Here is a 23859-nt window from a genome sequence, read left to right as displayed (position 1 = left end):
AGAACCCGTTCCTGCGACGCCCGGCACGGTGAGATGGGCCCATGCCTGTCTCGCCGTCGCACGCCACCGACCGTCCGGCCGTCGGCGAGCAGACCGTCGAGGCGCTCACCGCGGCGGGCTGGGAGGTGCGGCCGCGCCCCGGCGCACCCGGGGGCCTCGTCGCGCGGGACGCGGGCGGCGACGACTGCACGATCGAGGTCGTCGCCGTGCCCGACGACCCGGGCGCCCGTGCCGCGCTCGTCGAGCACCTGCACGGGCTGCGCGGTGGTGACGAGCATCTCGTCGCGGTGCGCGCCGCCGTCGAGACGGGTGACGGCCGCCTCGCCGTCCTGAGCCAGCACGTGGAGGGTCTGCGCCTCGACGAGCTCACCGCGGCCCGCGGCCCGTTCACGGCGGGCGAGGCCGTGACCGTGGCCGTCCCCGTCGCGCAGGCGCTCGCGGCGCTCCACCGCGCCGGCCGGCTGCACGGGGCGCTCGACGCCCGCGCGGTCGTGCTGTCCTCGGACGGCAGGGCCGTCGTCCGGCCGCCGCTCACCCCGAGCGCCGGTTCCGCGGCGGACGACGTGCGCGACCTGGCGCGCCTCCTCCTCGGGCTCGTCCCGCCACCGGCGTCGAGCCATCCTGCGGCCGGCGGGACGCCGGCGGACCCGGACGAGGCGCGGGACCTGGCGGCCCTGCACGGCGAGCTCGTCAGGGCGTTGCGCGAGGACCCGGAGGCCCGTCCGGCGGCGGGGACGTTCGCCGCACGCTGCTACGACGCGGTCGAGCCCAGCCCCGTGGTCATGCCCGACCCGGCGCGGCTCGTCGCCGCCGCCCTCGGTGGGCGGCGCGAGACGGCCGCCGTCGTCGCCGGCACGACCGCCGAGGCGGGTCCGGCACCCACCCGGGCGGCGTCCCGCGCAGGTCGGGACGCCCTCCGCGCACGTCCGGTCCGCTCGGCCCGCGCGCGGACGCCCGGGGCTCCGGGGCGCGGTGGCGTCGCGCGGGGGGTGCTCACGGCCGTCGGGATCCTCGTGGGGTGCGTCGCGCTCGTCGCCGTCCTGCTCCAGCTCGGCGGGACGCCGGAGGACGCCGGGATGCCCGAGGACGCAAGGGTGGCGGGGCCCGGTGCGGCCACGGGCCCCGGGACGGGCTCGACGTCGGACCTGACGACGGACCGGGACGACCCGCTCGGCGCCGCCCGCGAGCTCACGGTCCGGCACCTGGCGCTCGTCACGGGCGGCGACGGCGACCTCGCGGCGGTGGTCGTCCCCGGGTCGCCCGCGGCGACGAGCGAGCAGGCGCTCCTGGCGGAGCTCGAGGGCACGGAGGTGCTCGACGCGCAGGTGGAGGTCTTCGACGCCCGACAGGCGTCCGGGTCACCGTCACCGACGCCTGCCACCGCGTCCGAGCCCTCCTCCGAGCCCTCGTCCGAGCCCTCGTCCGAGCCCTCGTCCGCACCCGCGGACGAGGCGCACGTCGAGGTCGACTACGCCGTGAGCGCCCACCGCCAGCGAACCGCTGACGGCGAGGTCCAGGTCCCCGCGACCCCGCGCACGACCGTCGCCCTGGTCCTGCGCTGGACAGACGCGGGATGGCGCGTCGCAGAGGTGCGGCTCTGAGGCCGCCCGGGACGTCTCAGCCGTCGACGACCGACCGCGCGGCGGCGTCGAGCTCGGGGTCGGTGAACCGGAAGCCGCTCGCCTCCAGCACCGTCGGCAGCGCCCGCTGGGAACCGAGGATGTCGGACGCGAGCTCACCGAGCGCGATCTTCAGCGCGAACGACGGCACCGCGACGACCGCGGGGCGGTGCAGCGCGCGGGCGAGCGCGGCCGTGACCTCGGCGTTGGTCGCGGGCAGCGGGGCGCAGAGGTTCACCGGGCCGTGCACCGGCGTGGTGAGGAGGTGGCGCAGGGCGGCGACCTCGTCGCGCAGGGTGATCCAGCTCCAGTACTGCCGGCCCGACCCGAGGCGGCCGCCGACCCCCAGCCGCAGGAGCGGCAGGAGGCGGCCCAGCGCCCCGCCGTCGGACGACAGGACGATCCCCGTGCGCGCGTGCACGACGCGCACCCCGGCGTCCTGCGCGGGTGCGGTCGCCGCCTCCCACTCCCGCACGAGGCGCGCGAGGAACCCGTCGCCCGACGCGGACGTCTCGGTGAGGACCTGCGCGCCGCGGTCGCCGTAGTAGCCGATCGCCGACCCCTGGACCCACACCGGGACCGGGCGGTCGAGACCGGCGAGCGTCCGTGCGAGGAGACCGGTCGTCCGCGTGCGGGACGTGACGAGCGTCCGCTTGTACTCCGTCGTCCAGCGGTGGTCCCCGACCCCTGCGCCCGCGAGGTTGACGACGGCGTCCGCGCCCTCGAGCGCCGCGGGATCGAGGATGCCGGCGTCCGGGTCCCACTCGTGCTCGTCGCTCGTCTGCGGCGGTCGTCGCACGAGCCGACGCACGTGGTGACCGTCCTCGCGCAGCCGTTCGAGCAGCTCGCCGCCGATGAGTCCGTGCGAACCGGCCACCACGATGTCCATGGGTCCACCGTACGGGGGCGGAGCGGGTCGCGTGCACCGGCGCCGCGGACGCGCCGAGGGCCCCCGACCGGTGCGGTCGGAGGCCCTCGGTGGTCCGCGGTGTCAGCGCACGAGCGTGCCGGTCAGAGACCGACCTCGGACTCGAACGCGCCCTCCTCGATCCGGTTCTTGATCGAGGTGAGGAAGCGCGCGGCGTCGGCGCCGTCGACCAGGCGGTGGTCGTAGGACAGGAAGATGAAGCACGTCGAGCGGATGCCGATCGTGTCGTTCCCGTCGGCGTCCGTCACCACGGCCGGGCGCTTCGTGATCGTGCCCGTGCCGAGGATCGCGACCTGGCCGACCGGGACGATCGGCGTGTCGAAGACCGCACCGCCCGAGCCGGTGTTGGTGATGGTGAAGGTCCCGCCCGCGAGCTCGTCCGGCCCGACCTTGTTGGCCCGGGTGCGCGAGCCGAGGTCGGCGATCTTGCGCGCGATGCCGGCGAGGTTGAGGTCGCCCGCGTCCTTGATCACCGGGACGACGAGACCACGCTCGGTGTCGACCGCGATGCCGACGTTCTCCTGGCCGTGGTACGTGATCTCGTCCTCGGCGAAGGTCGCGTTGATCTTCGGGTAGGCCTTGAGCGCCTCGACCGCGGCGAGCGTGAAGAACGGCAGGAACGTGAGGTTCGCACCCTCGCGCGCCTTGAAGTCCGCCTTCGCGCGGTTGCGGAGAGCGGCGACGCGCGTGACGTCGACCTCGACCGCCGTCGTGAGCTGGGCCTGCGTGCTGAGCGCCTCGACCATGCGGCTCGCGACGAGCTTGCGCAGCCGGCTCGTCTTCTCCGTGGTGCCGCGCAGCGGCGACACGGCGGGGACGGACGGCTTCTTCGGCGCGGCGGGAGCCGACGCCGCGGCAGCGGGGGCCGCAGCGGACGCCTTGGCCTCCTCGGCCTTGCGCGCCGCCTCGAGGACGTCCTCCTTGCGGACACGGCCACCGACACCCGTGCCCGTCAGGGTCGACAGGTCCACGCCCTTGTCGGCCGCGAGCTTGCGCACGAGCGGCGTGAGGTACGTGCCACCGGCCTTCGCGGCGGGCGCCGGGGTCGCCCCCGGTGCCGAGGGAGCCTCCTGCGCGGGCTCGGACGGCTGCGCGGGAGCGCTCGTCGCGGGCGCCTCCTCCTGGGCCGCCTGCGCCGGGACGTCCGCCTCGCTGGCCGGGGTCCGCGCCTCGGTCGGCGCCGACGGCGCCTCCTGCTCGGGCGTCTCCTGCGGCTGCGCCGCCTCGGGGGCCTCCTGCTTCGGAGCCTCCTGCGCCGCGGCCGGGGCAGCGTCCGAGCCGACGATCGCGAGGACCGCGCCGACCTCGACCGTCTCGTCCTCCTGGACGAGGATCTGCTGGACGGTGCCCGCGACGGGCGACGGGACCTCGGTGTCGACCTTGTCGGTCGAGACCTCGAGCAGCGGCTCGTCGACCTCGACGCTGTCGCCGACGGCCTTGAGCCAGCGCGTGACGGTGCCCTCGGTGACGGACTCGCCGAGCGCGGGGAGCTTGATCTCCTCGCCACCCGAACCGCCAGCGGGCTGCTCGGACTGCGCGGGGGCCTCCTGCGCGGGAGCCTCCTGGGCAGCGGGCGCGGGGTCCTCGGCCTGCGGGGCCGGCTCCTCGGCCGGCTTCTCCTCGGCCGCGGGCTCCTCGGCCTGCGCGGGAGCGGCGGAGCCGCCGCCCTCGCCGGACCCGATGACGGCCAGGTTCGCGCCGACCTCGACGGTCTCGTCCTCCTGGACGAGGATCTGCTCGAGGACGCCCGCGACGGGGGAGGGGATCTCGGTGTCGACCTTGTCGGTGGACACCTCGAGCAAGGGCTCGTCGACCTCGACGGTGTCGCCGACGGACTTGAGCCAACGGGTGACGGTGCCCTCGGTGACGGACTCGCCGAGTGCCGGCATCTGCACGTTCTCAGACATGACCTGCCTGGTCTCCTTCGATCGTTGGGGGTCAGTTGTGGGCGTGCAGAGGCTTGCCGGCGAGTGCCAGGTGCGCCTCTCCGAGTGCCTCGTTCTGGGTGGGATGGGCGTGGACCAGGGCGGCGACGTCTTCCGGGTACGCCTCCCAGCCCACGATGAGCTGGCCCTCGCCCACGAGCTCGCCGACGCGCGCACCGATCATGTGCACGCCGACGACGGGCCCGTCCTTGCGGCGGACGAGCTTCACGAAGCCGCTCGTCCCGAGGATCTTGCTCTTGCCGTTGCCCGCGAGGTTGTACTCGAGGGTCTCGACGGCGTCGTCCCCGAAGGTCGTCCTGGCGTCGGCCTCGGTGAGCCCGACGGACGCGACCTCGGGCTCGCAGTAGGTCACGCGGGGGATCGACGACTCGACGAGCGGCGTCGGCTCGAGGCCGGCGATCTGCTCGGCGAGGAAGATGCCCTGCGCGAAGCCGCGGTGCGCGAGCTGCAGGCCGGGGACGATGTCGCCCGCGGCCCAGATGTTGCCGACGCCGGTGTGGAGGCGCTCGTCGACCACGACGAAACCGCGGTCGAGCGTGACGCCCTGCTCCTCGTACCCGAGGTCGGCCGTGCGGGGCCCGCGACCGACGGCGACGAGCAGCAGCTCCGCGTCGAAGGTCGTGCCGGACTCGAGCGTGACCGTGACCCCGGAGTCGGTCTCCTTGACGCCCGCGAACCGGTCGCCGAGCGAGAACTGGATGCCGCGCTTGCGGAACGCGCGCTCGAGCGACTTCGACAGCGACACGTCCTCGTTCGGGACCAGGTGCGGCAGGGCCTCGACGATCTGGACGTCGGCGCCGAAGGACCTCCACACGCTCGCGAACTCGACGCCGATGACGCCGCCGCCGAGCACGACCACCGAGGAGGGGACCCGGTCGAGGCCGAGCGCCTGGTCGGACGTGACGACGCGGCCGCCGATCTCGAGACCGGGCAGCGTCCGGGAGTACGAGCCGGTGGCAAGGACGACGTGGCGGCCGGTGTACCGGGTGCCGTCGACCTCGACGGTGTCCGGCCCGACGAGGCGGCCGTGCCCCTCGACGTAGGTGATGCCGCGCGACGCGACGAGTCCCTGCAGGCCCTTGTAGAGCCCTGCGACCACGCCGTCCTTGTAGCTGTTCACCCCGGCCATGTCGACGCCGTCGAAGGTGCTGCGGACACCGAACCGGGCGCCCTCTCGCGCGCCGTCGGCGAGCTCGGCCGCGTGCAGCAGGGCCTTCGTCGGGATGCACCCGTTGTGCAGGCACGTCCCGCCCAGCTTGCCCGACTCGACGAGCACGACGTCGAGGCCGAGCTGCGCGGCCCGCAGCGCCGTCGCGTAGCCGGCGCTGCCTCCGCCCAGGACGACGACGTCCGACGGGGTGCCGGATGGTGTGGCGGGTTCGGCCACGTGCGACTCCTTCAGGGAGGGGAGAGCGGTGTCGGACGTCCACGGCACGACGACGGGCCGACGGGACCGGTGGGTCCCGGCCCACGGTACGTGAACGTTCTCCGGAGCCATCTTGGCACCTCGGGCACCGCCTCCCCAATCGAGGACGGCCCTGACGGCTGTGACGATGGAGACAGGGACGTGGCAGGGGACCGGGCGGACCGGCACGCCGATGTGGCCGCGCGCCCCGCCCGGGAACCGTCCAGCACCGCGCTGTACCCTGCCGGTGTGTCCCGGCTCTCACGACTGTTCTCCCGTCGTCCGACCACGAGCTCGGCCGCGGCCTCGTCCCCGGCAGCCTCGTCGGACGCCCGCAGGGCGACCCTCGCGCACCTGCAGGACTTCGTCCGCACGCGCGTGGGCGTCGAGGCGTACGTCGAGCCGCCGACGCCTGACACGGGAGCGACGCTCCTGCTCATCGCGACCACCGGTGAGTGGACGCGACGGCGCGTGCCGGACGAGCGGACGGCGTTCGACGTCGCGGGCTCGCTCGGCATCCCCGTCTACAACGTGCGGTTCACGGGGTACCCGCAGCGCATGCGGGACTGGAACTCGCGCCAGCGTCGGCACTGACGCCGGCGCGAGTCCTCCGCGCTCAGCGTCCGGCGCGTCCCTCGACGAGCGAGAGCAGCGTGCGCACGGCGACGCCGGTACCTCCCACGGGCGTGTACCCGTGCGCCGACCCCTCGTTGAACGCGGGGCCCGCGATGTCGAGGTGCGCCCACGGCGTCGACCCGACGAACTCCTGGAGGAACAGCCCGGCGACGAGCATGCCGCCGAACCGGTCCCCGATGTTGGCGAGGTCCGCGACCTTCGACTTCAGCGACGCGCCGAGCTCCTCGGGCAGGGGCATCGGCCAGAACTGCTCGCCCGCGGACTGCGCCGACGCGACGACCTCGGCCCGCACGTCGTCGGCGCCCATGACCGCCGACACCCGGTTGCCCAGCGCGACCATCTGCGCGCCGGTGAGCGTCGCGACGTCGAGCACGACGTCCGGCTTCTCCTCGACCGCCGCGACGAGCCCGTCGGCCATCACGAGGCGGCCCTCGGCGTCCGTGTTGAGCACCTCGACCGTCTTGCCGCCGCGGATCGTGATGACGTCCGACGGGCGCTGGGCGGTGCCCGACGGCATGTTCTCCGCGAGGCACAGCCAGCCGGTGACGGCGACGGGCAGGCCCAGGCGGGCGGCCGCCACGACCGTGCTCAGGACGGCCGCGGCGCCGGCCATGTCGGACTTCATGGCCTCCATGCCCTTCGCGGGCTTGATGGAGATGCCGCCCGAGTCGAACGTGATGCCCTTGCCGACGAGCGCGACCTTGGCGGCCGGGCGCGAGGGGGAGTAGGCCACCTTGACGAGGCGCGGCCCGCGCGTCGAGCCCTGGCCCACCCCGACGAGGCCGCCGTAGCCGCCCGCGACGAGCGCCTTGTCGTCGAGGACGGTGACCTTGATGCCCTTGGCCCCGGAGTCCTTCACGGCCTGCTTCGCCGCGTCGGCGAACGCGGCGGGGAAGAGGTCGTTCGGCGCCGCGTTGACGAGGTCGCGCGTCGCGTTGACGGCGTCCGCGACGACGCGCGCACGCTCGACGGCGGTCTTCACGGCCGCGCTGCGGGCGTTCCCCGCGAGCACCTCGACCGTCGCCACCGGCTGCGCCGACGCGGCGCGCGCGGCCTCGCCCGTGCGGTACCGCGTGAAGGTGTACGCGCCGAGCAGCGCGCCCTCGGCGACGGCGGCGACGTCGGCGGCGTCCTCGACGGGCAGCGCCACCGCGACGGAGGCCGTGCCCGCGAGCGCTCGCACCGCGGCGCCCGCGGCACGGCGCAGCGCCTCGGTGCCGAACGTGCCGTCGGCACGGCGGGCGCCCAGCCCGACCAGCACGAGCACGTCGGCCGCGAGGTCGGCGCCCGCGGGGACCTTGCGCACCTCGTCGGCGGCACCGGTGATGCCGAGCGCGGGGGCGAGGTCCTCGAGGCCGGCGACGACCGCGCGGGGCAGGTCGCCCCCGACGATCGCCACGCCGTCCGACGACGTGTGGGTGCCGACGACGAGCACGTCGACCTTGGCACCGGCGGGATTCTTGCTGGAGACGGTCAGTTCAGCCACACCGGCGATGCTAACCCCGCGGCCGGGCGGATTCCGCCCGGGCGCGCGACCGCCGGTACGCTCGGCGGCGTGGTCCTTCCCCTCGTGCTCGCCGTCGTCGCGGCGTGCGTGGCGCTCGCAGGCTGGGCGGTGGTCTTCGTGGTCCGGGACCGGGCGGTGGTCCTGCGCCAGCTCTGGGGCGCCGCCGTCGTCGAGGGCCTGATCCTCGTCCAGTGCGTCGTCCTCGGGATCCTCGGTGCGACCGGGACGGCCCCGACCGACCCCGTGCTCCTGTGGGGCTACCTCGTGACCGCGCTGTTCGTCCTGCCCGTCGCCGCGCTGTGGGCGTTCGCCGAGCGCACGCGCTGGAGCTCGGTGGTGCTCGCCGTCGCCGCGCTCACCGTGGCCTTCCTCGAGTGGCGGGTCTGGCAGATCTGGAACACGTGACCCGGAGGTCTCGATGAGCGCACCCCGCTCGACCGGCAGCGGGTTCGGCCGCGTCCTGGTCGTCGTCTACGGCATCTTCGCCGTCGCCGCCACGGCGCGTGCCGGCGTGCAGCTGCTGCGCGACTGGCACGAGGCGCCGCTCGCGTACGGCCTGTCGGCGTTCGCGGCGGTCGTCTACGTCGTCGCGACCGTCGCGCTGGCCCGTGGCGGCCCGGTGGCCCGGCGGGTCGCCTGGTGCGCGGTGGGTGTCGAGCTCGTCGGCGTGCTGGCCGTCGGGACGCTCTCGCTCGTCGACGCCGCGGCCTTCCCGCGCGCGACCGTGTGGTCCGGCTTCGGTCAGGGCTACGGCTACGTGCCGCTCGTCCTGCCGTTCGTCGGCCTGTGGTGGCTGTGGCGCACGCGCGCCCGCCCCGACGAGCGTCCCGACGGCCCGTCGAGCAGCATGCCCGACGACGCGACCCCCTCGAGCGGGACCGCCCGCCCGTCCGCCCACGACACCCCGGAGGACGTCGCATGAGCCGCCGCCCCGTCCTGTACTCGCTGCTGTTCGACACCGTCTTCACGCGCATGGACCCCGAGCGGGCCCACGAGGTCGCGTTCACCCTCATCTCCGCCGCCGGACGGGTGCCCGTGCTGCGCGACGTCGTGCAGGGCGCGCTCGCGCCCTACCTCGGCCGCGGGGCCGGGGGGCGCGGCAGCGTCGAGGTGCTCGGGCGCGTGTTCCCGGCACCCTTCGGCCTCGCGGGCGGGTTCGACAAGAACGCCCGCGCGATCCGTGGTCTGACGATGCTGGGCTTCGCGTTCGTCGAGATCGGGACCGTGACGGCGCACGCCCAGCCGGGCAACGAGAAGCCGCGCCTGTGGCGCGAGCTCGACGTGCGCGGCGTGCGCAACCGCATGGGGTTCAACAACGAGGGCGCGGCGGCGGCGGCCCGGCGGCTCGAGGCGCTGCGCGCCACGCCCGCCGGCCGCGCGGTGATCGTCGGGGCGAACATCGGGAAGACGAAGGTCACGCCCGCAGCAGAGGCACCGGGCGACTACGCGACGAGCGCGAGCCTGCTCGCGCCGTTCGCGGACTACCTGGTGGTCAACGTGTCGTCGCCCAACACGCCCGGTCTGCGCGACCTGCAGGAGGTGGAGTCGCTGCGCCCGATCCTCGTGGCCGTGCGCGAGGCCGCGGACGCCTCGACCGCGGCCGCGGGCGTTAGCCGCGTCCCGCTCCTCGTGAAGATCGCGCCCGACCTGGCCGACGACGACGTCGACGCGGTCGCGGACCTCGTCGACGAGCTGGACCTCGACGGGGTGGTGGCCGTGAACACGACGATCGGCCACGACCGGGGCCCGGGCGGGCTGTCCGGCCCGCCGGTGCTCGCCCGCGGGCGAGCGGTCGTCGCGCGGCTGCGCGAGCGGCTCGGCGACGGGCGCGCGATCATCGGCGTGGGCGGCATCACGACCCCCCACGACGCGCGGGACTACCTGCACGCGGGCGCCGACCTCGTCCAGGGGTACACCGGTTTCCTCTACCAGGGCCCCCTGTGGGCTGCCCGCATCAACCGTTCGCTCGTGCGCCACCCGGAGCCGGGCGCGAACGTCCGGGGCACGGGCACGGGGGCGGGCACCGCCACGACGGACGGCGCGACGAGCAGCACGGACACGGAGGAGGCACGATGATCCGGCCGCAGTGGGTCTGGGAGCTCGACGACGCCGACGGGCGCCCGATCGGCTCGCCGGTGAGCCCGGTCTTCACGACGCAGTTCGACGCCGAGCAGTGGCTCGGGGAGTCGTGGCGCTCGCTCGCGGCAGGGGGCGCGGTCGTCGCGCGGCTCCTGCACGACGGCGCCCAGGCGACGGCACCCGTGGAGCTCCGGGCGGGCTGAGTCCCGCGCACGCGTCGTCGCACGCGGACGCGACCCGGCGATCGCGCGTCGGCTCAGGCCCGGACGCGGTCCCACGCGGCCACGAGGCGCGGAACCGCCCGTCGGAGGTCCTCGGCCGGGCGCGAGAACGTCAGGCGCAGCCGGTCGGTCGAGCTGCCGTCCGGGGTGAACGTCGGTCCGGCGTTGACGAGCACGCCCTCGGCGGCGGCCGCCGCCGCGAACGCGTGCGCGAGCGGCGCACCCACCTCCGCCCACAGGGACAGCCCGCCGGGGGGCACCGGGACGTGCCACTCCGGCAGGGCTTCGGCGAGCAGCCCGCAGACGAGGTCGCGCTGCTCGCGCAGCACGACGCGGCGCTCGGCGAGGAGCGCCGTCCGGTCCTCGAGGAGCTCGACGACCGCGAGCTGCTCGAGCACCGCGGTCGCGATGTCCGCCGACTGGCGCGTGCGGGCGAGCCGAGCGACGAGGTCGGGGTGCGCGCGCACCCATCCCACGCGCAGGCCGCCCCAGAAGGACTTCGACGCCGAGCCGACCGTCACGACGTACGGCGACGTGCCGTCCCCGGCGAGAGGCGGCGCGACGTCGCCCTCGTCGTCGGGGTCCGTGTCCAGGGACAGGTCCGTGAGGGTCTCGTCGCCCACGACGGTGACGCGGTGGCGCGCCGCCGCCTCGCGGACGCCCGCGCGCTCGTCGGGCGTGAGCGTGTAGCCCGTCGGGTTGTGGAAGTCGGGCACCAGGTAGACGAGCCTCGGCGACACCTGCCGCAGGGTGGACTCGAAGAGGCCGACGTCGAAGCCGGGCGCCCCTCCCGGTCCACCGCGGCCGACGGGGAGCGCGACGAGACGTGCCCCGGCCCGGCGCAGCGCCTCCATCGCGTGGTAGTACGTCGGCGACTGGACGACGGCCCGGTCGCCGCTGCCGAGGAGCGTCCCCGCGAGCGTCGTGATGGCGTGCTGGGCGCCCGTGGTGACGAGGATCTGGTCGGGGTCGGTCGGCGTGCCGCGCGCCGTGAAGCGCGCCGCGACCGCCTCGCGCAGCGACGCGACGCCGTACGGCTCGTACCCGCCTCCGGCCAGGTGCTCGGGCAGCCGCTCGAGCGCGCGGCCGTAGGCGGCGTGCAGCCCCGACGGGGCCGCGGACGTCGCCTGCGACAGGTCGGCGAGATCGACGGCGGACCCGGTGCCCGGCAGGCCGGCGGGTGCCGGGGCGTCGCCGCCGGCGGGTCGCGCCGCGGACCGGCGTCCGCCGCCGTGCGGGAGCACGACGACGGTGCCGGCGCCCGTGCGCGACCGCGCGAAGCCGAGCTCGCGCAGCCGCCGGAAGGCGGCGGCCGTCGTCGTGCGGGAGACGCCGAGCGCCGTCGCGAGGTCGCGTTCCGAGGGCAGCCTCGTGTGCGGCGCGAGGGTGCCGGCGAGCACGGCGGCGCGCAGGGCGTCCGCGAGCACGACGTAGGCGGGCCCGCCCGCGTGCCAGCGTCCGAGGAGCCGGACGGTCGCCGCGGGGGAGAGGTGGCGGTGCACGTCGAGCCCGGCGCTCGCGGCGGCCGGCCGGCTGGCCGGCCGCACCTCGTCACGAGTCGTTCGCGCGACGCTCATCAGGCCACTTCCTCTGCATTGGCTATAGAAGGTGATGCCAATGAGACCACAGGATGGTGGCCATGTCACCGTTCCGTCGCACCGTCCAGCTCCTCCTCGGCCTCCTCGGCTATGCGCTGTCCATGGCGATGCTCCTGCACGCCGGCCAGGGCGGGATGCCGTGGGACGTGCTCCACCAGGGCATCGTGGAGCGGACCGGGCTCCCGTTCGGCGTCGTCGTCGTGGCCCTGAGCGCGCTCGCGCTCCTGGCGTGGATCCCCCTGCGGCAGCGGCCGGGGATCGGGACGCTCGCGAACGTCGTGGTCATCGGCGTGAGCATCGACCCGGCGATCGCCCTCGTCGAGCGGGTCGTGCCGTCGCCGGGCACCGGCGCGGGCATCGCCCTCGCGCTCGGCGGGGTCGTGCTCAACGGCGTGGCGACGTCGGCCTACCTCGGCGTGCGTCTCGGGCCCGGGCCGCGCGACGGCCTCATGACCGGTCTCGTCGCCCGGACGGGCCGGTCCGTGCGGCTCGTGCGCACGCTCATCGAGGTGGTCGTGGTCTCGCTCGGCTGGGCGCTGGGCGGGACGCTCGGCTGGGCGACGCTGGCCTACGCCGTCGGGGTCGGGCCGATCGTCCAGACCACGTCGCGCTGGTTCGCGCCGCGCGGCCTGGCGGCTGCGGGTCGTCCGCGCCGGGCGACGGTGGACGGGACGACGGGGGACGAGGCGACGGGGGACGAGGCGACGACCCATGGGGCGCCGTCGTGCGACGTGCCGGCGGACGGGGTGCCGGTCCCGCGTGCGGAGGCGACCGCGCCGGCGCGGTGAGACTCCCGGTCCGGGCGGGGGAGGCATGCCCGACGCCCGGGCCGGTGGGACGACGACGCGCGGGGCACCCGGTCGGGCGCCCCGCGCGTCGTGCGGTACGTCGTGCGGTCCTGCGTCAGGACGGACGCTTCTGCGGAGCACCCTCCGTCGTCTTGCCCGGGTCGCGCTCGACGACGTCGCCGAGCACCTCGTCGATGCGCGCCATGAGCTCGGCCGGGATCGTGACACCGGCGGCCTTGACGTTCTCCGCGACCTGCTCGGGGCGCGAGGCGCCGACGAGTGCCGCCGCGACGTTGTCGTTCTGCAGGACCCACGCGACGGCGAGCTGAGCCATGGAGAGGTCGAGCTCGTCCGCGACCGGCTTGAGGCCCTGCACGCGGGACAGGACGTCGTCGGTCATGAAGCGCTGGATCATCCGCGCGCCGCCCTTGTCGTCCGTGGCCCGCGAGCCCTCGGGCAGCGGCTGGCCGGGGACGTACTTGCCGGACAGCACACCCTGGGCCATCGGGGACCAGACGATCTGCGACACGCCGAGCTCGCGCGAGGTCGGCACGACCTCGTCCTCGATGACGCGCCACAGCATCGAGTACTGGGGCTGCGACGAGATGAGCTGGAAGCCGAGGTCCTTCGCGAGGGCGTGGCCCGCGCGGATCTGGTCGGCGGTCCACTCCGAGACGCCGATGTACAGCGCCTTGCCCTGACGGACGATGTCGGCGAACGCCTGCATCGTCTCCTCGAGCGGGGTCTCGGTGTCGAACCGGTGCGCCTGGTAGAGGTCGACGTAGTCCGTACCGAGCCGCGTCAGCGAGCCGTTGATCGACTCCATGACGTGCTTGCGCGACAGGCCGGAGTCGTTGGGGCCGGCGGGGCCGGTCGGCCAGTAGACCTTGGTGAAGATCTCGAGCGACTCGCGGCGCTGGCCCTTGAGGGCGTCGCCGAGGACCTGCTCGGCCTTCGTGTTCGCGTAGACGTCCGCGGTGTCGAACGACGTGATGCCGGCGTCGAGCGCGGCGTGGACGCACGCGGTGGCGGTGTCGTTCTCGACCTGCGAGCCGTGGGTGAGCCAGTTGCCGTAGGTGATCTCGGAGATCTTGAGACCCGAGTTGCCGAGGTAGCGGTAGTTGGGCATGGCCCTAACCTATCGGCCGAGACGGTTGCCCGAGGAACCGGCGGACGGCCGCCCGACGGTTCCGGCCGTCACTCCGGGTAGACGCCGTGCTTCTTGTGCACCGGCTTCGGCAGGCGCGCCCGGCGCAGCTGGAACGCGCGCATCACGGCGTACATGACGGTGCCCTTCGGCACCTCGCCGAACTTCCGGACCAGCCGCTTGCGCAGCCCGCGCCACATGATGAACGCGTCGACGATCGTCAGCAGCACGATGACGTAGAGCGCCATGACCGTGACGAACGCGAGGCCCTGGTTCTGGGCCGTGAGCAGCGACATGACGATGAAGACGAGGGCGATCGGCAGGAAGAACTCGCCGAGGTTCCAGCGGGCGTCCACGTGGTCGCGCACGTAACGGCGGACGGGTCCCTTGTCGCGCGGCGGGAGGTAGCGCTCGTCGCCGGTCTGCATCGCCTGGTACTGGCGGTCGCGCATCTCGCGCTGCTTCTCGCGGGCCGACTTCGCCGCCGCGCGGCGGTCGTTCGGCACGAGGGGCCGCTTGTTCGCGGCCTCGGAGACCTTGCGCTTGGGCGTCGGGCGGCCCTTGCTGGCTGCCGTGGGGCCACCGGCCCGCTCGATCTCCGCCGCCGCGTCGACGGGGTCGGGGGCAGGCGGCGTGGCGCCGGACTTGTTGCGGGAGAACACGGGTCCAGCGTAGTCGAGAGCGAGCACCCTCCTCACCCGCCTCCGGCGTGCTGCCCGGGGAACCGGACCGGACGGCGCAGAGCCTGCCGGCGCTCGGGCGCGTGACGTACGGTGCTCGTCGTGACGAACTCACCCGACTCCACCGACCCGGCCCTCGCGACCATGCTGCGCGAGACGGTCGCCGGCCTGTTCCCCGCCCTGCGTGCGGACCTCGAGGCGCTCGTGCGCATCCCGAGCGTCTCGAACGCCGCGTTCGACCCCGCCCACGTCGCGGCGAGCGCCGACGCCGTCGCCACGCTGCTGCGCGACGCCGGGCTCCCGGAGGTCCAGGTGCTGCGCGCGACCACCGAGGACGGGCGCGAGGGCGCACCCGCCGTCGTCGCGCGCCGTCCCGCGCCCGACGGCGCGCCGACCGTCCTGCTCTACGCCCACCACGACGTGCAGCCCCCCGGTGACGACGCCGCGTGGGACACCGCGCCGTTCGTCCCGACCGAGCGCGACGGCCGTCTGTACGGGCGCGGCGCGGCCGACGACAAGGCGGGCGTCGTCGCCCATCTCGGCGCGCTGCGCACCCTCGCGACGCTCGGGGACCTCCCGGTGGGCGTCACCGTGTTCGTCGAGGGCGAGGAGGAGGTCGGCTCCCCGACGTTCCTGCCGTTCCTCACGCAGCACCGCGACCTGCTCGCGGCCGACGTCATCGTCGTGGCCGACTCGGCGAACTGGAGGATCGGCGTCCCCGCCCTGACCACCTCGCTGCGCGGGCTCGTCGACTGCGAGGTCGAGGTCGCCGTCCTCGACCACGCCGTGCACTCGGGCATGTTCGGCGGTCCGGTGCTCGACGCCGTCACGCTGCTCGCCCGCCTGATCGCCACGCTGCACGACGACGCGGGCGACGTCGCGGTGGACGGGCTCGTCGTCGGGGCCGAGCCCACGGTCGACTACGCGGAGGCCGACTTCCGCGAGGACTCGTCGCTCCTCGACGGCACGGTCCTCGCGGGCCGGGGGAGCATCGCCGGGCGCCTGTGGACCAAGCCGGCGATCGCCGTCATCGGCCTCGACGCGCCGAGCGTCGCGCACGCCTCGAACACGCTGACGCCGCGCGCCACCGCGAAGCTGTCCGTGCGCCTCGCGCCGGGACAGGACCCGGCGGCCGCGATGGCGGCGCTGCGGGCGCACCTCGAGGCGAACGCGCCGTTCGGCGCGCGCGTCTCCGTGCGCGACGGCGAGCAGGGCAAGCCCTTCCTCGCGCCCGCCGACTCCGCGGCGATGCAGGCCGCGCGCTGGGCGTTCGCCACCTCGTGGGGCACCGACCCGGTCGACATCGGCATCGGCGGCTCGATCCCCTTCATCGCGGACCTGCTCGACGTCTTCCCCGACGCCGCGATCCTCGTCACGGGCGTCGAGGACCCCGACTCGCGCGCCCACGGCGCGAACGAGTCGGTGCACCTGGGCGAGCTCGAGAAGGTCGTGCTCGCCGAGGCGCTGCTCCTCGCGCGGCTCGGCGGCGCCGCCGGCTGACGGGTCGTCGGAGGGCCCGGGCTCAGGCCTCGAGGCTCGCGCGGAGCTCGGCGGCGTCCTCGAGCTCCGTGCCGACGGCCTGGCGGTCGGCCTCGTCGAGCGTCGGGACGAGCGCCGCGAGGGCGTGCAGGTGCTCCCGGGCCGCGTCGGGGTCGTCCGTGCGCACGGCGAGCTCCGCGAGGTAGGCGAGCGCGCGCACGTGGTCGACGGGGTCGGTGTCGTCGCCCGCACGCCGCAGCGCGCCCGCGAGGATCCGGCGGCCCTGCACGGCGTCGCCGTGGGAGTCGGCCTGCACGACGGCGTCGTCGATCGCCCGCGCGACCCTGCCCGCGGGCCGTTCGGCGTAGGCCTTGCGGGCAGAGTCGTCCTCGGTGCCGGCCCGCTGGCCGGGCTGGCCGGGCTGGCCCTGCCGGTCCTCGGGGACGCCGTCCCCTTCGGGGCTGCCGGCGCCGGCGGGTGCACCACGCATGACGCGTACCCAGTTGCCTGCCGGGTCGACGACGCTGAACCCCGCCGTGCCGCCCACGTTGGCGCGGCGGCGCGGGCGCGTGATGCGCGGGACGCCGGTCAGGGGCAGGCGACCGTACCGGGCGCGCAGACCGGCGGCGAAGGTCTCGAACACCGGCGCGGTGTCGTCGACGAGCGCGATGCACGTGCTGTACGAGTCCTCGGGGGCGACGCCGTCGAGCCCGAAGTAGTGGATCTCGAACCCCCCGCGCCGCACCACGAGGTACGGGTTCGGGCGGAGCTGGCGGTAGGTGACGACGAGCCCGAGATCCACCCAGAAGTCGCGCACCGCGTCGATGTCGGGGCAGGGGAGCGCGGGCACCATCGTGGCGTCGAACGGATCGGTTCCCATCCGCCCATCGAACCACCAGCGGGGGGCTCCGGGCTCAGACGTTGCGGTGGGCGACGTCGAGCGCGCGGGCCCAGGCCGCGACGTCGTCGGGGAGCTCGGGCGAGACCACGTCACCGCCGAGCAGCCCGACGACGTCGGGTGCCGGCACTCGGTCCCCGGAGCCGCGGGCGAGGAACCGGCCCGCGACGAGGCCTCGCGCGCACGGGTCGCCGCGGCGCGTGAACACCTGCTCGAGGTAGACGACGCGCTCGTCCCAGCCGACCACGCGCGTCGTGATCTCGAACCGGTCCCACAGCTGCAGCGAGCGGCGGTACTTCACCGTCGACGCCGCGACCACCGGGTACCACCCCTTGCCCTTGAGGAGCGAGAAGCCGCCGAGGTCGGCGATGTAGTTGCTGCGCGCGACGTCCATCATCTGCAGGTACACGCCGTTGTTCACGTGCAGGTAGAAGTCGAGGTCGCCGGGGTGGACACGGAGGCGCGTCACCGACGGGTCGAGAGGGTCCCGGCCGGGGACGGCTCTGCGGGGCATCGTGCTGGCGACGAGGAGCTGGAGCTGGCGGGTCACGGTCGCAGGCTACTATCCCGGACCACCGGTATCAGGTACCGACGGGAGTGTGCGAGGATGCGCGGCGTGACGACGACGAGCACCGCACCTCGCCCCACCGCCACCCCCGACCCGGCACGGCACCCGTGGGTCGTGCGCGCGTTCCGCGCCGTCGCGATCGCCGAGGCGTTCTCCTGGGCGGGCCTGCTCGTCGGGATGTACCTCAAGTGGGTCGCCGGGACGACCGAGCGAGGGGTCGAGATCTTCGGGCCGGTCCACGGCGGGCTCGTGCTGGTCTACGTCGCGCTCGCCGCAGCGGTCGCGGTGCGCGTGCGCTGGTCGCTCTGGACCACGTTCCTCGCGCTCGCGGCGACCGTCCCGCCGTTCTGCACGGTGGCGTTCGACGTCTGGGCGCACCGCTCCGGCCGCTACCGCTCGCGACGCTCCGCGTCCTCCACCGCGGGCTGAGCCCTCGTCGGCTCGCTGCTAGACCGGCGGGGACGGGTCGTACTGGATCGCGCGCCGCACGGCGCGGGCCACGTCCGGGCTCTCGAGCCGGGCCACGAGGTGCAGCGCCATGTCGATGCCCGCCGAGACGCCCGCCGACGTCACGACGTCGCCGTCGTCGACGTAGCGCGCCTCGGTGTCGAGCACGACGCTCGGGTCGATCTCGGCGAGGTCGTCGTAGTGGGCCCAGTGCGTCGTCGCCGGACGCCCCGCGAGCAGGCCGGCGGCCGCGAGCACGAGCGAGCCCGTGCACACGCTCGCGATGAGGGGCGTCTGCGCGCGCATCGCGTGCAGCCACTCGAGGTGCGCGCCGTCGGCGAGGAGCGTGCGCGTTCCCCAGCCGCCGGGGTGCACGAGCACGTGCAGCGGCCCGACGTCGTCGGCCGACCGGTCCGGGACGAGCCGCAGACCCTTCGCGAGGCGTACGCCGCCACCGTCCCAGGAGAACGTCGAGACGTGCGGCTTGATGGCGGAGTGCTGCGCCCACGCGGTGAGGACCTCGAACGGGCCCGCGACGTCGAGCTCCTCCGCCTCGTCGAACACGAAGATGCCGACGTTCATCCCGTTGCCGGTGCTCATGCACCCACCTCCGCGTGCCGCCGGTGTCTCGACGGCCTCGTCGCGCCGGGCCGCTAGATCCCCGGCAGGGCCAGCATCTGGTCGAGCGCGACGCGCGCCCAGTGCGCGTCGTCGGCGTCCACGACGATCCGGTTGACCACGCGGCCCGCGGCGAGCGACTCCATCGCCCACACGAGGTGCGGCAGGTCGATCCGGTTCATCGTCGAGCAGAAGCACACCGTCGAGTCGAGGTAGTGCACCTGCTTGTCCGGGTGGGCGCGGGCGACGCGCCGCACGAGGTTGAGCTCCGTCCCGATCGCCCAGGACGACCCCGGCTCCGCGGCGTCGAGCGTCTGGATGATGAACTCGGTCGAGCCCACCAGGTCCGCCGCGGTGACCACCTCGTTCTTGCACTCCGGGTGCACGAGCACGTTGACGTCGGGCACCGCGGCCCGGATGTCGCTCACGTTCTTCGCGGAGAACCGTCCGTGCACCGAGCAGTGACCGCGCCACAGGATCATGCGCGCGTCGCGCAGCTCGGCGTCGGTCAGGCCGCCGTTCGGCTTGCGCGGGTCGAACACGACGCAGTCGTCGAGCGACATCGCGAGCTTGAGCACCGCCGTGTTGCGTCCCAGGTGCTGGTCGGGCAGGAAGAGCACCTTGCCCGTGCCGTCGACGCCACCCACCTGCTCGAACGCCCAGCGCAGCGCGACCTCCGCGTTGGACGACGTGCACACCGTGCCGCCGTGGCGACCCGTGAACGCCTTGATCGCCGCGGACGAGTTCATGTACGTCACGGGGATCGTCGAGTCGGCGATCCCCGCCTCCTCCAGCACGTCCCACGCGTCCTCGACCTGGTCGATCGCCGCCATGTCGGCCATCGAGCAGCCCGCGGCGAGGTCCGGCAGGACGACCTGCTGCGCGTCGGACGTGAGGATGTCCGCGCTCTCCGCCATGAAGTGCACGCCGCAGAAGAGGATGAACTCCGCCTCGGGCCGTGCGGCGGCCTCTCGCGCGAGCTTGAACGAGTCGCCCGTGACGTCGGCGAAGTCGATCACCTCGTCGCGCTGGTAGTGGTGGCCGAGGACGAACGCGCGCTCGCCCAGCGCCGCGCGCGCCGCGCGCGCACGCTCCACGAGGTCCGGGTCGCTCGGCGCGGGCAGGTCGCCGACGCACTCGACGCCGCGCTCGGACGCGAGGTCGCGGCCCTGCCCGAGCAGCAGGAGGGCGGAGGGAGCGGGCTCGGCGAAGCCGGAGCCGTTCCCGCGAGAAGCCGCGTCGGGACCGGTCAGGCCGGAGTCCAGCAAGGTGCTACCAGTGCTCACGGGACCATCGTCGCACAGCGCGTCGTCGTCATGTCCTCGCCCGGCCCGGGCCGTCGTGCGGCCTTCTCGTCCGCCCGCGGGCTGGCACAATCCCCGCATGCGCGTCCTCGTCACCGGGTCGACCGGTCCCTCCGTGCCCGACGGCGCGTGGCCGGACGAGGCGGGCGACCCGGCGCCCGCGTGGCCGGGCGGGGACGGCGAGCCGGCGTCCGCGCGGTCGGTGCCGGCTCCTCGCGACGTCGCGCGCTGGTGGGCGGAGACGGCAGAGGCCACCCCCGGACGCCCTCAGGACGGGGTGCGGGTCCACCACGTCGGGCTCGCGACCTCAGGACCGGCCTTCCTCGACGCCGTCGCCCTCGTCGCGCCCGAGCTGCTCGCCGGCGTGGTCCCCGGCCCGGGCGGCCGGGACGTGCCGGTCGCGGTCCGCCGGGACGTCCGCACCGGCACGGTCTATGCGGACGCCTCCCAGGTACCCGCCGCCGACGACCTCGGGACCCACGACGACACGTCCCACCGCCGCCCGCCCGGCGGTCTCGCGCGCAGCCTTGCCGCCTCGACGGCCCCTCGGGCGTCCGACGCCCTCGGCCACCTGCTCGCGCTCTGCGCGGACGCCGCGCGGACCGTCGACGGGCGCCCTGGACGCGTCGTGCTCGGGACCGGGGGAGCCCGCAGCCACGACGCCGGTGCCGGACTGCTCCGCGCGCTGGCCGGCACGGTGGACGCCCCGGTGGCAGACCAGCTGCGCACGGCCCGGGACGCCCTGCGTGGAGCCCATCTCGTCGCGGCGGTCGCCACGGACGCGCCGCTCCTCGGGCTGCACGGGGCCAGCGCGGCGCTCGCGGCACGAGGGGTCGACGACGCGGTCGCGCAGGACCTGGAGCGCGCGCTCGGTGCGTTCGCGCACGACGTGGCCGCCGCCGTCGAGGTGCTCGACCGGGACGGCGGCGGGCCGCTCGGGCGCGACCTGCTCGCCGCGTCGGGCCCGCGTCGGCTCGCCGGCGTCCCGGGTGCGGGCAGCGGCGGCGGTGCGGCCTTCGCCGTCGCGGCGCTCGGGGGTCGGCTCGTGCCGGCGCTGCGTGTCGTCGCCGGAGCCGTCGGCCTCGACGAGCGCCTCGCCGACGCCGACCTCGTGGTCGTCGTCGCGGACGAGCTCGGGGCGCACGAGCTGGGCGACGGCGCCGTCCACGAGGTCGCGCACCGTGCGGCGCGGCACGCCGTGCCGGTGGTGGTCGTCGCCCGGTCGGTCGTCGCCGGGCGGCGTGAGCAGGCCGCCGCCGGCCTCAGCGGCGTCTACGCGTGGGGCGAGGACCCGCCGCGCTCCCTCGTCGAGCGCGTCGCACGCACCTGGTCGCGCACCTGACACCGTGCCTGACACCGTGCCCGGCGCCGTGCCTCTACCGTGCGCCGGGAAGGCGTCACCTGCCCGCGACCGCGTCAGCCGAGGTCGACGCTCCCGTCGGGAAGCACCCGCCACGCCGGGTTGTGGGCGATCTCCCAGACGAGACCGTTCGGGTCGGCGACGTGCGCGTGGAAGACGCCGCCGAACTCACCCTGCTGGGGCGCCTTGCGGAGCTCGGCGCCCGCGGCGAGCATGCGCTCGACGAGCGCGACGACCTCGGCGGGCGAGCCGACGTTGTGGGAGAGCGTGAGACCGGTCACCGCCGGCGTCCCCTCCACCACGCCCTGGTCGCGCACGAACTTCGACTCCTCGAAGAAGCCGAGGAGCTGGCCGCCGGCGGAGCGGTAGAACACGATCTCGCCGGGGACGTCGAGCTGCGCGCTCCAGCCCAGGGCGCCGTAGAAACGGCGTGTCGCATCGAGGTCACGCGTCGCGATCGTCAGGAGGTGCAGCGCCTGGTCCATGGCCGTCTCGGTCCTCGGGGGTCGTGGGAGGTGGTGCGGGTCCTCGCGCGTCGGCGGGACCGCCGTTCGACCGTACGCCTCGGACGCGTCGTAGACTCGGGAACACGACCGGCACGTGTGGTGTTGTGGACCTGACGGGATCTCTCGGGGGACCAGCTCGAGAGGCCACGGATAGCCGGCCACCACCGGGGCACCACGTGCCCCCGACAGCGCGGAGACGAGATGAGCGAGACCACCGAGATTGCCACCCACGGCGTCGACCTGACCGATGTGGCCGCGGACAAGGTCCGCACCCTCCTCGAGCAGGAGGGCCGCGACGACCTGCGTCTGCGCGTCGCGGTGCAGCCCGGCGGCTGTTCCGGCCTGATCTACCAGCTCTACTTCGACGAGCGTCTTCTCGAGGGCGATGCCCTGCGCGACTACGACGGCGTCGAGGTCGTGGTCGACAAGATGAGCGTCCCGTACCTCGAGGGGGCGACGATCGACTTCGCCGACACGATCGAGAAGCAGGGCTTCACCATCGACAACCCCAACGCGGGCAGCGCCTGCGCGTGCGGCGGCTCCTTCAGCTGACGCGCCGCTCCGGCGGACTCCACGAGAGCCCGGTCCCCTCGGGGGCCGGGCTCTCGTCGTCCCCTCAGGGACCGAGCTCGACCGTGATCGCCCACGCCGCCGGTGCGCCGGCCAGCTCGCGCTCCACGACGACGCGGTGGCCGCGCATGCGTGCCCAGGCCGGCACGTCGAGACGGGCGGCCGGGTCCGTCGACCACACGGTGAGCAGGTCGCCGGTCTCGTGGCCGCGCGCCGCCGCGGCGAGGCGGATCACGGGGAGCGGGCAGCGCAGCCCGCGGGCGTCCACCACGTCCGGCCCCGGTGCCCCGCCCGCTGCGGCGGGCACGTCGTCGGTGCTCACAGGCCCTCGACCCCGAGTGCGGCGCGCACGCGGGCGACGGCGCCCGGCAGCACCCCGAGGAGGCGCTCGACGTCCTCCTCGGTCGTCGAGCGGTCGATCGCGATCCGGACGTTCCCGTGGGTGAGGACGCCCATCGCCGCGAGCACGTGGGACGGCTCGAGCGCGCTGGACGTGCACGCCGAGCCCGAGCCGACCGCGATCCCCTCCCGGTCGAGCTCGGTGAGCAGCGCCTCCCCGTCGACGTAGAGGAACGAGAACGTCACGACGTGGGGGAGCCGGTCGACGGCGTCGCCCACCACCTCGACGTCGGGGATCGCGGCGACGCGCGTGCGGACGCGGTCGACGAGCGCGCGTCGGCGCTCGTCCTGGGCCTCGCGGTCCGCGAGGACGGTCTGGAGGCCCACGGCGGCCGAGAACGCCGCGGGGACGCTGACGCCGCCGGGCGCGAAGGGGTCCGGGTCCTCCGGGAACGGGCTGCGCCGTCGGACGCGCGAGCGCAGGGCGAGCACCGCCACGCCGGGCGCAGCACCCCAGTCGCCCGGGTCCGCGGCGAGCGCGTCCCACGACTCCTCGACGAAGGCGTGCCCGAGGCTGGCGCCCGCGTCGACGAGCACGGGGACGCCTGCCGCGCGCGCCGCCTCGTGGACCTCCGCGAGCGGCTGGAGGGTCCCCACCTCGCCGTTGGCGTGCTGCAGCGCGGCGAGGGCGGTCCCCGGCCGGGCCACGGCGTCGCACATCTCGCCGGACCGCACGCGTCCGGAGCCGTCCACGGGGACGACGACCCGGTCGAGCCCGCCGTGCTCGGCGGCGTGCAGCACCGCGGCACGCTCGACCGCGCCCACGACGACGCGCGAGCCGACGCGTCGTCGTCCCGCGGCGAGCGCCGCGACGGCCGTGTGGAGCGACGCGGTGTGCGACGGCGTGAAGACGACCTCCTCGGTCCTCGCCCCGAGCGCGGAGGCCACGGCCTCCCGCGCGCCGTCGAGCAGCGCCGCGGCACGGCGACCTTCCGCGTGGAGGCGGCGCGGGTCCGCCCAGCCGTCGTCCAGCGCCTGCTCGAAGGCCTCGCGCGCGAGCGGGTGCCAGGGCGCTCGCCCTCCGTTGTCGAGGCGGACGCGGGCTGCGCGGGTGGTGTGCGTCACAAGGTCTCCAGCATCGCGTGGGGCGCGGTCGGCCGGGGGGCCGCACGTGCCGGCCCGGGTCGCCGACCGCGGGCGACCCGGCAGGATCGTT

General features: G+C 75.1%; 25 protein-coding genes. 11 read left to right on the top strand and 14 right to left on the bottom strand.

Annotation, left to right across the window (positions count from 1 at the left end; translation table 11 throughout):
* The first annotated feature begins 41 nt into the window (after nucleotides 1–41).
* Nucleotides 42–1601, top strand: a complete 1560-nt coding sequence (locus tag NFS20_RS09335) for a serine/threonine-protein kinase (protein WP_251151500.1) — start codon at nucleotides 42–44, stop codon at nucleotides 1599–1601.
* 16 nt (nucleotides 1602–1617) lie between these two features.
* Here the strand turns inward: NFS20_RS09335 and NFS20_RS09330 are convergent, their stop codons facing one another.
* The 3 genes from NFS20_RS09330 to lpdA all read right to left on the bottom strand — a co-directional run bounded on the left by NFS20_RS09330 (nucleotide 1618) and on the right by lpdA (nucleotide 5880).
* Nucleotides 1618–2508, bottom strand: a complete 891-nt coding sequence (locus NFS20_RS09330; RefSeq protein ID WP_251151499.1) for a TIGR01777 family oxidoreductase — start codon at nucleotides 2506–2508, stop codon at nucleotides 1618–1620.
* A gap of 122 nt (nucleotides 2509–2630) precedes the next feature.
* Nucleotides 2631–4454 carry a 2-oxoglutarate dehydrogenase, E2 component, dihydrolipoamide succinyltransferase gene (sucB, locus tag NFS20_RS09325; RefSeq protein WP_251151498.1) on the bottom strand — a complete coding sequence of 608 codons (1824 nt, stop codon included), beginning with the start codon at nucleotides 4452–4454 and terminating at the stop codon, nucleotides 2631–2633.
* A 31-nt stretch (nucleotides 4455–4485) separates the two neighbouring features.
* The gene (gene lpdA, locus NFS20_RS09320; RefSeq protein ID WP_251151497.1) at nucleotides 4486–5880 is read right to left on the bottom strand and encodes a dihydrolipoyl dehydrogenase; all 1395 of its coding nucleotides are present in this window, start codon (nucleotides 5878–5880) and stop codon (nucleotides 4486–4488) included.
* A 267-nt stretch (nucleotides 5881–6147) separates the two neighbouring features.
* On the opposite strand from lpdA, the gene NFS20_RS09315 reads away from it, so the two are divergent.
* Nucleotides 6148–6492 (top strand): oxidoreductase, encoded by a 345-nt coding sequence (locus NFS20_RS09315; protein ID WP_502800802.1) that lies wholly within the window; start codon nucleotides 6148–6150, stop codon nucleotides 6490–6492.
* Between the two features lie 22 nt (nucleotides 6493–6514).
* On the opposite strand, the gene NFS20_RS09310 is transcribed toward NFS20_RS09315, so the two are convergent.
* A complete protein-coding gene (locus NFS20_RS09310) occupies nucleotides 6515–8020 on the bottom strand; it encodes a leucyl aminopeptidase (protein WP_251151496.1) in 1506 nt (501 codons plus the stop codon).
* A 69-nt stretch (nucleotides 8021–8089) separates the two neighbouring features.
* Between NFS20_RS09310 and NFS20_RS09305 the strand changes: the two genes are divergently transcribed.
* The 4 genes from NFS20_RS09305 to NFS20_RS09290 are packed head-to-tail and all read left to right on the top strand — an operon-like array spanning nucleotide 8090 to nucleotide 10323.
* Entirely contained in the window at nucleotides 8090–8446 is a 357-nt protein-coding gene (locus NFS20_RS09305) for a hypothetical protein (RefSeq protein ID WP_251151495.1), read from the top strand.
* A gap of 13 nt (nucleotides 8447–8459) precedes the next feature.
* On the top strand, nucleotides 8460–8963 hold the full coding sequence (locus tag NFS20_RS09300) for a hypothetical protein (protein ID WP_251151494.1): 504 nt from the start codon (nucleotides 8460–8462) through the stop codon (nucleotides 8961–8963).
* Nucleotides 8960–10117 carry a quinone-dependent dihydroorotate dehydrogenase gene (locus NFS20_RS09295; RefSeq protein ID WP_251151493.1) on the top strand — a complete coding sequence of 386 codons (1158 nt, stop codon included), beginning with the start codon at nucleotides 8960–8962 and terminating at the stop codon, nucleotides 10115–10117. Before NFS20_RS09300 ends, NFS20_RS09295 begins: the two co-directional genes overlap by 4 nt.
* Nucleotides 10114–10323, top strand: a complete 210-nt coding sequence (locus NFS20_RS09290; protein WP_251151492.1) for a hypothetical protein — start codon at nucleotides 10114–10116, stop codon at nucleotides 10321–10323. Before NFS20_RS09295 ends, NFS20_RS09290 begins: the two co-directional genes overlap by 4 nt.
* A gap of 53 nt (nucleotides 10324–10376) precedes the next feature.
* On the opposite strand, the gene yczR is transcribed toward NFS20_RS09290, so the two are convergent.
* A complete protein-coding gene (gene yczR, locus NFS20_RS09285) occupies nucleotides 10377–11918 on the bottom strand; it encodes a MocR-like transcription factor YczR (protein ID WP_251151491.1) in 1542 nt (513 codons plus the stop codon).
* A 62-nt stretch (nucleotides 11919–11980) separates the two neighbouring features.
* On the opposite strand from yczR, the gene yczE reads away from it, so the two are divergent.
* Nucleotides 11981–12727: a membrane protein YczE gene (yczE, locus tag NFS20_RS09280; RefSeq protein WP_251151490.1), complete on the top strand. Its 747-nt coding sequence runs from the start codon at nucleotides 11981–11983 to the stop codon at nucleotides 12725–12727.
* Nucleotides 12728–12842: 115 nt separating this feature from the next.
* Here the strand turns inward: yczE and NFS20_RS09275 are convergent, their stop codons facing one another.
* Together NFS20_RS09275 and NFS20_RS09270 are read right to left on the bottom strand one after the other, a co-directional pair.
* A complete protein-coding gene (locus NFS20_RS09275; RefSeq protein ID WP_251151489.1) occupies nucleotides 12843–13856 on the bottom strand; it encodes an aldo/keto reductase family protein in 1014 nt (337 codons plus the stop codon).
* Nucleotides 13857–13924: 68 nt separating this feature from the next.
* Nucleotides 13925–14536, bottom strand: a complete 612-nt coding sequence (locus tag NFS20_RS09270) for a DUF3043 domain-containing protein (protein WP_251151488.1) — start codon at nucleotides 14534–14536, stop codon at nucleotides 13925–13927.
* Between the two features lie 162 nt (nucleotides 14537–14698).
* Here NFS20_RS09270 and NFS20_RS09265 point away from each other — a divergent pair, with 162 nt between their 5' ends.
* Nucleotides 14699–16054 (top strand): dipeptidase, encoded by a 1356-nt coding sequence (locus tag NFS20_RS09265; protein WP_251151873.1) that lies wholly within the window; start codon nucleotides 14699–14701, stop codon nucleotides 16052–16054.
* 22 nt (nucleotides 16055–16076) lie between these two features.
* Here the strand turns inward: NFS20_RS09265 and NFS20_RS09260 are convergent, their stop codons facing one another.
* Both NFS20_RS09260 and NFS20_RS09255 read right to left on the bottom strand, forming a co-directional pair.
* Nucleotides 16077–16913, bottom strand: coding sequence for a DUF8817 family protein (locus NFS20_RS09260; protein WP_251151487.1), 837 nt, complete (start codon nucleotides 16911–16913; stop codon nucleotides 16077–16079).
* A 34-nt stretch (nucleotides 16914–16947) separates the two neighbouring features.
* Nucleotides 16948–17481, bottom strand: coding sequence for an acyl-CoA thioesterase (locus tag NFS20_RS09255; protein WP_251151486.1), 534 nt, complete (start codon nucleotides 17479–17481; stop codon nucleotides 16948–16950).
* 66 nt (nucleotides 17482–17547) lie between these two features.
* On the opposite strand from NFS20_RS09255, the gene NFS20_RS09250 reads away from it, so the two are divergent.
* Complete coding sequence (locus NFS20_RS09250; protein ID WP_251151485.1) at nucleotides 17548–17928, top strand: DUF3817 domain-containing protein; 381 nt, start codon at nucleotides 17548–17550, stop codon at nucleotides 17926–17928.
* Between the two features lie 18 nt (nucleotides 17929–17946).
* Here the strand turns inward: NFS20_RS09250 and NFS20_RS09245 are convergent, their stop codons facing one another.
* Nucleotides 17947–18546, bottom strand: coding sequence for a DJ-1/PfpI family protein (locus NFS20_RS09245; RefSeq protein ID WP_251151484.1), 600 nt, complete (start codon nucleotides 18544–18546; stop codon nucleotides 17947–17949).
* A 53-nt stretch (nucleotides 18547–18599) separates the two neighbouring features.
* Nucleotides 18600–19850, bottom strand: coding sequence for a quinolinate synthase NadA (nadA, locus tag NFS20_RS09240; RefSeq protein WP_502800801.1), 1251 nt, complete (start codon nucleotides 19848–19850; stop codon nucleotides 18600–18602).
* A 97-nt stretch (nucleotides 19851–19947) separates the two neighbouring features.
* On the opposite strand from nadA, the gene NFS20_RS09235 reads away from it, so the two are divergent.
* Complete coding sequence (locus tag NFS20_RS09235) at nucleotides 19948–21210, top strand: glycerate kinase (RefSeq protein WP_251151483.1); 1263 nt, start codon at nucleotides 19948–19950, stop codon at nucleotides 21208–21210.
* A 74-nt stretch (nucleotides 21211–21284) separates the two neighbouring features.
* Here NFS20_RS09235 and NFS20_RS09230 read toward each other — a convergent pair whose 3' ends face one another.
* Nucleotides 21285–21713: a VOC family protein gene (locus NFS20_RS09230; protein WP_251151482.1), complete on the bottom strand. Its 429-nt coding sequence runs from the start codon at nucleotides 21711–21713 to the stop codon at nucleotides 21285–21287.
* A gap of 222 nt (nucleotides 21714–21935) precedes the next feature.
* Here NFS20_RS09230 and erpA point away from each other — a divergent pair, with 222 nt between their 5' ends.
* On the top strand, nucleotides 21936–22286 hold the full coding sequence (gene erpA, locus NFS20_RS09225) for an iron-sulfur cluster insertion protein ErpA (protein WP_251151481.1): 351 nt from the start codon (nucleotides 21936–21938) through the stop codon (nucleotides 22284–22286).
* A gap of 64 nt (nucleotides 22287–22350) precedes the next feature.
* On the opposite strand, the gene NFS20_RS09220 is transcribed toward erpA, so the two are convergent.
* Nucleotides 22351–22626 (bottom strand): sulfurtransferase TusA family protein, encoded by a 276-nt coding sequence (locus tag NFS20_RS09220; RefSeq protein ID WP_251151480.1) that lies wholly within the window; start codon nucleotides 22624–22626, stop codon nucleotides 22351–22353.
* Nucleotides 22623–23768, bottom strand: a complete 1146-nt coding sequence (locus tag NFS20_RS09215; RefSeq protein WP_251151479.1) for a cysteine desulfurase family protein — start codon at nucleotides 23766–23768, stop codon at nucleotides 22623–22625. Before NFS20_RS09215 ends, NFS20_RS09220 begins: the two co-directional genes overlap by 4 nt.
* Between the last annotated feature and the right edge of the window lie 91 nt (nucleotides 23769–23859).

The organism is Cellulosimicrobium sp. Marseille-Q4280 (genome assembly GCF_943181405.1).
Taxonomy (GTDB): domain Bacteria; phylum Actinomycetota; class Actinomycetes; order Actinomycetales; family Cellulomonadaceae; genus Cellulosimicrobium.
This window is presented reverse-complemented; position numbering and strand designations above follow the sequence as displayed.

Coding starts and splice junctions, on each gene's coding strand:
- NFS20_RS09335 (WP_251151500.1), top strand. CDS start 42: ATGCCTGTCTCGCCGTCGCACGCCACCGACCGTCCGGCCGTCGGCGAG.
- NFS20_RS09330 (WP_251151499.1), bottom strand. CDS start 2,508: ATGGACATCGTGGTGGCCGGTTCGCACGGACTCATCGGCGGCGAGCTG.
- sucB (WP_251151498.1), bottom strand. CDS start 4,454: ATGTCTGAGAACGTGCAGATGCCGGCACTCGGCGAGTCCGTCACCGAG.
- NFS20_RS09300 (WP_251151494.1), top strand. CDS start 8,460: ATGAGCGCACCCCGCTCGACCGGCAGCGGGTTCGGCCGCGTCCTGGTC.
- NFS20_RS09295 (WP_251151493.1), top strand. CDS start 8,960: ATGAGCCGCCGCCCCGTCCTGTACTCGCTGCTGTTCGACACCGTCTTC.
- NFS20_RS09290 (WP_251151492.1), top strand. CDS start 10,114: ATGATCCGGCCGCAGTGGGTCTGGGAGCTCGACGACGCCGACGGGCGC.
- yczR (WP_251151491.1), bottom strand. CDS start 11,918: ATGAGCGTCGCGCGAACGACTCGTGACGAGGTGCGGCCGGCCAGCCGG.
- yczE (WP_251151490.1), top strand. CDS start 11,981: ATGTCACCGTTCCGTCGCACCGTCCAGCTCCTCCTCGGCCTCCTCGGC.
- NFS20_RS09275 (WP_251151489.1), bottom strand. CDS start 13,856: ATGCCCAACTACCGCTACCTCGGCAACTCGGGTCTCAAGATCTCCGAG.
- NFS20_RS09265 (WP_251151873.1), top strand. CDS start 14,699: ATGCTGCGCGAGACGGTCGCCGGCCTGTTCCCCGCCCTGCGTGCGGAC.
- NFS20_RS09260 (WP_251151487.1), bottom strand. CDS start 16,913: ATGGGAACCGATCCGTTCGACGCCACGATGGTGCCCGCGCTCCCCTGC.
- NFS20_RS09245 (WP_251151484.1), bottom strand. CDS start 18,546: ATGAGCACCGGCAACGGGATGAACGTCGGCATCTTCGTGTTCGACGAG.
- NFS20_RS09235 (WP_251151483.1), top strand. CDS start 19,948: ATGCGCGTCCTCGTCACCGGGTCGACCGGTCCCTCCGTGCCCGACGGC.
- NFS20_RS09230 (WP_251151482.1), bottom strand. CDS start 21,713: ATGGACCAGGCGCTGCACCTCCTGACGATCGCGACGCGTGACCTCGAT.
- erpA (WP_251151481.1), top strand. CDS start 21,936: ATGAGCGAGACCACCGAGATTGCCACCCACGGCGTCGACCTGACCGAT.